The 5,496-nt window shown below is 71.7% G+C and carries 1 pseudogene; it reads left to right on the top strand.

The features are described 5' to 3' along the window. Positions 1 to 88: 88 nt before the first annotated feature. Positions 89 to 5,496, top strand: a pseudogene (locus tag ACWCO3_RS30720) (SDR family NAD(P)-dependent oxidoreductase); the annotation flags it as partial.

Below are 5,496 nucleotides of genomic sequence, written 5' to 3'. Positions count from 1 at the left end.
CCAGAGCGAGTAGCCGTAGCCGGTGCCCCGGACGGTGCCGTACATGCGGACGTAGCGGCCGGCGCCGGAGACGGTGAGGTTCTGGGTGCCGCCGGCGTTCCTGGCCTTCTCCCGCCAGCGCGGCCTCGCCCCGGACGGACGCTGCAAGCCGTTCTCCGACGACGCAGACGGGACCGGCTGGGGTGAGGGCGTCGGCATGCTGCTCGTCGAGCGGCTCTCCGACGCCGTCCGCAACGGCCACCCGGTGCTCGCCGTGGTGCGGGGGAGTGCTGTCAACCAGGACGGCGCGTCGAACGGCCTGACCGCCCCGAACGGGCCGTCCCAGCAGCGCGTCATCCGGGCCGCGCTGAGCAACGCCGGCCTCACCACCGCCGACGTCGACGCCGTCGAGGCGCATGGCACCGGCACCACGTTGGGCGACCCGATCGAGGCGCAGGCGCTGCTCGCGACGTACGGTCAGGACCGCCCCGCCGACCGGCCGCTGTGGCTCGGCTCGATCAAGTCGAACATCGGCCACACCCAGGCTGCCGCCGGCGTCGCCGGGATCATCAAAATGGTCGAGGCGATGCGCCACGGCCGGATCCCGCGCAGCCTGCACGCCGACCAGCCGTCCACGCACGTCGACTGGACCGCCGGCGCGGTCCGCATCGCCGCCGACAACCAGCCGTGGCCGCAGCGCCCGGGCCCGCGCCGCGCGGGCGTCTCCTCGTTCGGGGTGTCCGGTACGAACGCGCACATCATCATCGAAGAGCCGCCGTCGATCGAGGTGCCGCCCCGCACGGAGACCGTGGCGCCCGCCCAGGTGCCGTGGGTGCTCTCCGCCCGGTCACCCGAGGCGCTGCGGGGGCAGGCCGCCCGGCTGGCGTCGGTGGATGCCGACAGGGTCGACGTCGGGTTCACCCTGGCCGCACACCGTACGGCGCACCCGCATCGGGCGGTCGTGTTCGGGCGTGACGATCTTGCGTCGGTGGCTGCCGGTGAGCCCGGCCCGGTCGTCGGGTCGGTGATACGCGGCAAGACGGCGTTCGTGTTCTCCGGTCAGGGGTCGCAACGGCCGGGCATGGGCCTGGCGCTGGCCGAGGCCTTCCCGGTGTACGCGCAGGCGTTCGACGCGGCCTGCGCCGAACTCGACCTGCACCTGGACCGGCCGATCCGCGACGTCATCGCCGACGGCGACGACCTGGACCAGACCGTCTACACCCAGTCGGCGTTGTTCGCCGTCGAGGTGGCGCTGTTCCGCCTGGTGGAGTCATTCGGTGTCACCCCGGACTACCTGGTCGGGCACTCGATCGGTGAGATCGCCGCCGCGCACGTCGCGGGGGTGCTGTCCCTTCCGGACTCGGCCAGACTGGTCACCGCCCGAGGCCGTCTCATGCAGGCCCTCCCGGCCGGCGGCGTGATGGTCGCGGTACGGGCCACCGAGGCCGAGGTGCTGCCGCTGCTGACCGACGGGGTGAGCATCGCCGCGATCAACGGACCCCGCGCGATCGTCCTCTCCGGTGTCGCCGACGAGGTTGCGGCCGTCGCGGCGACGTTCAAGTCCAAGCGGCTGCGGGTGAGTCACGCGTTCCATTCGGTGTTGATGGAGCCGATGCTGGCCGAGTTTGCCCAGGTCGCGGCAACCCTCACCTACGAGTCGCCGCGCATCCCCGTGGTGTCGAACGTGACCGGGCAGGTCGCCGAGACACCTGACGCCGCGTACTGGGTGCGGCACGTCCGCGAAGCGGTCCGCTTCGCCGACGGCATCACCACACTGGAAGCCCTTGGCGTCAGCACGTTCGTGGAGATCGGCCCCGACGGGGTCCTGTCCGCGATGGGCGCGGACTGCGTCAGCGACGCGGTGTTCGTACCCCTGCAACGATCTGACCGGGACCAACCGACCACGCTGCTCACCGGTCTCGCGCAGGCCTTCGTGCGCGGCGTCGCTGTCGACTGGACACCCTGCTATCCCGGCGCGCAGCGCGTCGACCTGCCCACCTACGCCTTCCACCACCAGCGGTACTGGCCGGTCGGCACCGGCACCCCCACCGGTAGCGGCGGCACCGGCCACCCCATGCTGGACACCGCCATCACCCTGGCCGGAGCGGACGAACTCGTCGTCACCGGCCGGTGGACCGTCGCCACCCACCAGTGGCTCGCCGACCACTCCCTCTCCGGGACTGTCGTCGTCCCCGGCGCCGCCCTCGTCGATCTGGCCCTGGCCGCCGGCGACCGGGTCGGCTGCGACCGGATCGAGGAACTCACCACCGGTATCCCGCTCACCATCGGCAGCGACGCCGTGCACGTCCAGGTCCGGGTCGGCGCCCCGGACAGCGACGGGCGTCGTCAGGTCGGCGTCCACGCGAGCCAGGACGCCGAAACGTGGACCGAGCACGCCTCCGGCGTCCTCACCTCTGAGCCCGGCGCGGCGAACCCGCCGCCGCCGGCCTGGCCGCCGTCCGCCGCGACAGCCGTCTCCCTGGACGGCCTCTACGAGGCCTTCGCCGACCGTGGCCTGCTCTACGGCCCGACGTTCCGCGCGCTGCGTGCCGCGTGGCGCGACCAGGAACAGGTGTACGCGGAGATCACGCTCGACGAAACCGTACTGGTCGAGGGTTTCCCACTGCACCCGGCGGTGCTCGACGCCGCCCTGCACGCCATCGGCGCCGGTGACCTGCTGCCCGCCCACGCCGACGGGGCCAGCGTGCCCTTCAGCTGGTCCGGCGTGACAGTGCACGCGACCGGCGGCTCCGCGGTCCGCGCCCGGATCCGCAGCCTCGGCGCCGATTCCGTCCGGCTGGACCTGACCGACACCGCCGGCCAGCCGGTACTCACCGTCGACCGACTCGTCCTGCGCCCAATCACCACAGCCGCCGCAGGCGCCGGCACCGACGATGCGCTGTTCCACCTCGGCTGGATTCCGCTGACGCCGTCCGCCGCCACCGTCACCGGCCCAGTGGTGATCCACCGGGTCGAACCCGCCAACGCCGACGTCGTCACCGGCGCGCACGAGCGCACCGCCGCCGTCCTGGAGACCCTCCAGTCCTGGCTTGCCGCAGGACCGCAGGACGGCGCGCGGCTGGTGGTCGTCACGACCGGCGCGGTCGCCACTGCCGACGAGCCGGTCACCGACCCCGGGGCCGCCGCCGTCTGGGGACTCGTCCGGGCGGCTCAGTCCGAGCACCCCGATCGGTTCGTCCTGGTCGACGTCGACGGCACCGACGAGTCCGAGGCGGCGCTGCCGAACCTGCTCGCCACCGGGGAGCCGCAGGCCGCGTTGCGCAACGGCGTCGCGACCGCGCCCCGGCTGATCCGGCCACCCGCGGGCACCCCGCCACGACCCCTCGCCCTGACCGACGGCACGGTGCTGGTCACCGGCGCCACCGGGCAACTCGGCCGGTACGTGGCACGGCACCTGGTCACCACCCACGGGGTACGTGACCTGCTGCTGGTGAGCCGCCGGGGCGCCGATGCCCCGGACGCGGCGGAACTCCTGGCGGAACTCGCCGCGCTGGGGGCGTCCGCGCGGATGGTCGCGGTGGACGTGGCCGACCGCGAGGCACTGGCCGAGGTGGTCGCCGGTGTCCCGGACCTGTCCGGTGTGGTGCACGCGGCCGGTGTGCTGGACGACGGTGTCGTCAGTGGGTTGAGCGTGGATCGTCTGTCGGCGGTGTTGCGGGCGAAGGTGGACGCGGGTTGGTATCTGCACGAGCTGACCCGGGATCGGGAGTTGTCGGCGTTCGTGGTGTTCTCGTCGGCGGCCGGGGTGTTCGGTAACGCGGGTCAGGGCGCGTACGCGGCGGGGAACGCGTTCCTGGACGCTCTGGCGCAGCACCGGCGTGGGCTGGGTCTGCCGGCGGTCTCCCTCGCCTGGGGGCCCTGGGATGTCGGCATGGCCGCCGACATCGACGCCGCCGACCGGGAACGCCTCCTCCGGGGCGGTGCCCGCGAACTGAGCGCGGAGCAGGGCCTCGCGCTCTTCGACCGGGCGGCGGCCGATGACACGGCCGTCACCGTGCCCGTGCGGCTCGACCTGCGCGCGATCCGGGCAGCCGGGACCGTCCCGACCATCCTCCGGCATCTGGTACGCGTACGCCGCGCCGCCGCGGCCTCGGCTCCGCTGCGGGACCGACTCGCGAACCTCGACCACGACGCGCGCCGGGCCGCTCTTCTCGATCTGGTGTCGTCGCGGGTGGCGGCGGTGCTGGGTCATCCGCAGGGGTGGTCGGTGGATGGTGGGCAGGCGTTCGGTGAGTTGGGGTTCGACTCGTTGACGGCTGTGGAGTTCCGCAACGGGTTGTCGGCGGCGACGGGGTTGCGGTTGTCCGCGACGACGGTGTTTGACTACCCGACGCCGGACGCCCTGGTCGACCACCTGTTGGCCGAGCTGTCCGGGGTGACGGCGGCGAAGACCGTCACGGCGACGGCACGTGCGGACGAGCCGCTCGCGATCGTGGGGATGGCGTGTCGTTTCCCAGGTGGGGTGGATTCGCCGGACGCTCTGTGGCGGCTTGTCGACTCCGGCGATGACGGCATCGGCGACTTCCCCGCCGATCGCGGGTGGGACCTGGAGGCGTTGGCGGAGACGTCCCTGACCAGCAGGGGCGGATTCCTGACCAACGCCGCGAATTTCGACGCGGAGTTCTTCGGGATCTCGCCGCGTGAGGCGCTGGCGATGGATCCGCAGCAGCGCCTGTTGTTGGAGGTGAGTTGGGAGGCTCTGGAACGAGCGGGAATCGACCCACAATCGATGCGCGGCTCCGACACCGGTGTCTTCTCGGGATTGATGTACCACGACTACGCCGGCCTGGCCCAGCAGAGTCCTGATGGTCTTGCGGGGTTTTTGGGGACGGGTAATTCGGGGAGTGTGGTGTCGGGTCGGGTTTCGTATTCGTTTGGGTTTGAGGGTCCGGCGGTGACGGTGGATACGGCGTGTTCGTCGTCGTTGGTGGCGTTGCATGTGGCGGGTCAGTCGTTGCGGCGTGGTGAGTGTTCGTTGGCGTTGGTGGGTGGGGTGACGGTGATGGCGACGCCGTCGGCTTTTGTGGAGTTTTCGCGGCAGCGGGGGTTGTCGTCGGATGGTGTGTGTCGGTCGTTTGCGGAGGGTGCGGGGGGTACTGGTTGGTCTGAGGGTGTGGGTGTGGTGTTGGTGGAGCGGTTGTCGGATGCTCTGCGGAATGGTCGTCGGGTGTTGGCGGTGGTGGCGGGGAGTGCGGTTAATCAGGATGGTGCGTCGAATGGTTTGACGGCGCCGAATGGTCCGTCGCAGCAGCGGGTGATTCGGGCGGCGTTGGCTGATGCGGGGCTCTCGGGCGCTGACGTGGATGTGGTGGAGGCGCACGGTACGGCGACGGTGTTGGGTGATCCGATCGAGGCGCAGGCGCTCCTCGCGACCTATGGGCAGGATCGCCCTGGTCGGCCGTTGTGGTTGGGGTCGGTGAAGTCGAACCTGGGTCACACTCAGGCGGCTGCCGGTGTCGCCGGGATCATCAAGATGGTGCAGGCGATGCGGCACGA

This window comes from Micromonospora sp. NPDC002411 (genome assembly GCF_053592955.1).
Note: the sequence above shows the minus strand (reverse complement) of the source record. Positions and strands in the feature narration are given on the sequence as shown.